Source organism: Streptomyces sp. ActVer (genome assembly GCF_027270795.1).
GTDB lineage: Bacteria > Actinomycetota > Actinomycetes > Streptomycetales > Streptomycetaceae > Streptomyces > Streptomyces umbrinus_A.
Map to the genome: position 1 here is coordinate 1 of NZ_JAPWHT010000829.1, position 1,918 is coordinate 1,918.

Annotated in this window: 4 protein-coding genes; all 4 read left to right on the forward strand. The window is 74.6% G+C overall.

The window, feature by feature from the left end:
* Positions 1 to 454, forward strand: a 454-nt coding sequence (locus tag O3Q52_RS52525; protein ID WP_269655459.1) for a type II secretion system F family protein, incomplete at its 5' end; no start/stop codon positions are given.
* Entirely contained in the window at positions 451 to 1,263 is an 813-nt protein-coding gene (locus O3Q52_RS52530) for a type II secretion system F family protein (protein ID WP_269655460.1), read from the forward strand. The genes O3Q52_RS52525 and O3Q52_RS52530, both read left to right, overlap by 4 nt.
* Positions 1,264 to 1,417: 154 nt before the next feature.
* A complete protein-coding gene (locus O3Q52_RS52535) occupies positions 1,418 to 1,654 on the forward strand; it encodes a DUF4244 domain-containing protein (protein WP_269655461.1) in 237 nt (78 codons plus the stop codon).
* On the forward strand, positions 1,641 to 1,918 hold a 278-nt coding region (locus tag O3Q52_RS52540), incomplete at its 3' end, for a TadE family type IV pilus minor pilin (protein WP_269655462.1). The genes O3Q52_RS52535 and O3Q52_RS52540, both read left to right, overlap by 14 nt.

Here is a 1,918-nt window from a genome sequence, read left to right on the forward strand (position 1 = left end):
TGGCGCATCCCGTGACTCGGGCGGGCTGGGCCGCGCGCAGGCGGTGGTGCTGGCGGCGGCCCGGTTCGGCGGGGACGTGCCCGGCGCGCTCACCGACGCGGCACGACGACCGGGAGCCGAAGGACTGCTGGGTCTCGCCGCGTGCTGGCGCGTCGCCGTGGACAGGGGCGCCGGACTCGCGGCCGGGCTCGACCGGCTGGAAGGCGCGTTGCGCGCGGAGCGGGACCAACGGGCCGACCTGCGTGCCCAGTTGTCCGGTGCCCGGTCCACGGCGGTGCTGCTGGCAGGACTGCCGGTGCTCGGACTGCTCCTCGGCACCGCGCTCGGCGCCGATCCACTGCATGTCGTGCTGCACACCGGCGCGGGGCTGGGCTGTCTGCTCGTCGGCGGGGTTCTGGAGAGCGCCGGACTGTGGTGGGTGCTGCGGATCGTACGGGGAGCGGAGGCGGGATGAGCGCGGAAGTTGTCCACAGGCTGGGGGTCGCGCTGTGCGTCGTGGCGGCGGTGTGGGCGCTCGCCCGGGCCCTGGGCGCGGGGTGGCGGGAGCGGAGGACGCGAAGGCGGTTGAAGGCCGTGGTGGCCGTGGGCATGGGGCCGGCCGTGGGCATGGGGTCGGCCGTGGAGTCGGCGTCCGGTGGGCGGCGCCTGGAGATGCGCGGTGAGCTGAGGCGATGGCTGCCGGTCTTCGGTGCCCTGAGCGTCTGTTGGGCCGTCGTCGGAGGTGTGACCGGGGGCGTGGTCGGGCTGGTGGCCGGCTTCGGGATGTGGCGGTGGCAGCGGAGACCGGCGCCGGTGGAGGAGTTCGACGTGGGGCTGGCCACGCGGCAACTGCCCCTCGCCGCAGATCTGCTGGCCGCCTGCATCGCGGCCGGAGCCGGTCCCGCGGTGGCCGCCCAGGCGGTGGGGGAGGCGCTGGACGGGCCCGTGGGGCAGCGGCTGGCGCGGGGTGCGGCCGAGGTGCGGCTCGGGGGTGGACCGGCCGAGGCGTGGCGCGGGTTGGCCGTCCTACCAGGGGCACGGGCACTGGCCCGGTTGCTGGAACGGGCGGGCGAGTCCGGCGTACCGGCGGCGGGGCCCGTCGCACGCATCGCCGCGGAGGCCCGCGCGGAGTGGGGGCGCACCGCCACGGCCCGTGCCCGGCGGGCGGGTGTCCTGGTCACCGCGCCGGTGGGGCTCTGTTTCCTGCCCGCGTTCATCGCCATCGGCGTGCTGCCCGTGGTGATCGGGCTCGCGGGCGGGGTGCTGGGCGGAGGTGGTGGGTGACGTACGGGACGGGGTGAACGACGAGCGATCAGGGTCGGCCAATGGCCAATGGCCAATGGCCAATGGCCAAGCGCCAAGCGCCAAAGGGCCGCAGGGTCGAAGGGCCAAGGTCCAACTTCAAAGGTCAACGGAACAGAGCTGTACGGGGGTTCGGATGAGCAAGGCAATGTGGCGAGTACGAGTACGAATGCTGGGGCCGGTGCGGGCGTGGGTCGTGGCGGACCGGGACCGGAAGGTGCGGAGGGATGCCGGGATGGTCACCTCCGAGTACGCGATGGGGTTGATCACGGCGGTGGGATTCGCCGTGGTGCTCTATGAGGTGCTGACCAGCGGGCAGGTGCGGGGCGCTCTGCAGGACATCGTGGGGCGGGCGCTCAATGGGCAGTTCTGAGGCCGGTGCGGTGGCGGAGACGGTGGCGGATGTGGAGGCCGGGCCGTCCGGTCCGGGGCGGGTTCGAAGCCCGGACGTGCCTCTGGAGATGTCCCGGGACCGGGGTTTCGTGACGGCGGAGGCGGCCGTGGTGCTGCCCGTGCTGGTCGCGTTCACGATGGCGCTGGTCTGGGCGTTGATGGCGGCGGCCGCGCTGATCCAGTGCGTGGACGCGGCCAGGGCGTGGGCCCGCGCGGCGGCCCGGCAGGACCCGCCGGGCACGGT

What these genes read in the sequence shown, in the direction of transcription:
- O3Q52_RS52530 (WP_269655460.1), top strand. Translation starts at nt 451, where the DNA reads ATGAGCGCGGAAGTTGTCCACAGGCTGGGGGTCGCGCTGTGCGTCGTG.
- O3Q52_RS52535 (WP_269655461.1), top strand. Translation starts at nt 1,418, where the DNA reads ATGAGCAAGGCAATGTGGCGAGTACGAGTACGAATGCTGGGGCCGGTG.